Raw genomic sequence first — 635 nt, 5'->3', positions numbered from 1 at the left:
TCACATTGATTTGATCGGTAGTGAGCACTTTTAAGTTGTTGATGATATCTTCGAAAACGTAAGTAGCTGTATAGTCAAGCGGATCAACGGATTCTCCATTTGCGCCAGACAGCTCAAAAGTGTTTCTTTGCTTACTCTTTTTCAGCATCTCGCCAACATGGCGGTAAACTTTGTCTTTGATCTCTTCGCTGCTAACAACACCATCAATGACTATTTGCTCACCAATATTGGTCAGCTTAATGTCTTCATCTGGATATCTCGCAATAATGGTTTGCTTTAAAAGTCTTAGACTCTTGTTGACTACCACTTCTGCGTTATAAATTTCGTTTCCGGCTCGATCATAAGCAATGATCGACGTTGCACCACGACCGATACCGTAAATCACGAGCTTCCCATTTGCGATTACCTTGTAGTCCGCAATTTGAGTGTCTGCGACAAATACGGTGTCGATGTTACGTTTTACGTTAATGGTTTTTGCTGCGCCTTTATCTAAGCTCAATAGCTCCCCTGCGGAGACTGAAGCTGGGAGTAATAGCGCCACTCCTAATGTGACTAATAGTATATTTTTATTGAACACCCTTAATTCCCTCTCAGCTGTCGAACGCCAAATCGATGCTCAATTAAATCGCTACTTT

General features: G+C 41.7%; 1 protein-coding gene. It reads right to left on the bottom strand.

Features of this window, described 5'->3' with window-relative positions; genetic code table 11:
• Nucleotides 1-577, bottom strand: a 577-nt coding sequence (locus R7Q48_RS28395) for a pilus assembly protein N-terminal domain-containing protein (RefSeq protein WP_318133666.1), incomplete at its 3' end; no start/stop codon positions are given.
• Nucleotides 578-635 lie beyond the last annotated feature (58 nt).

The organism is Vibrio sp. 378, assembly GCF_033339435.1.
The sequence above is the reverse complement of the archived record's forward strand: the minus strand, read 5'-3'. Positions and strand labels throughout refer to the sequence as shown.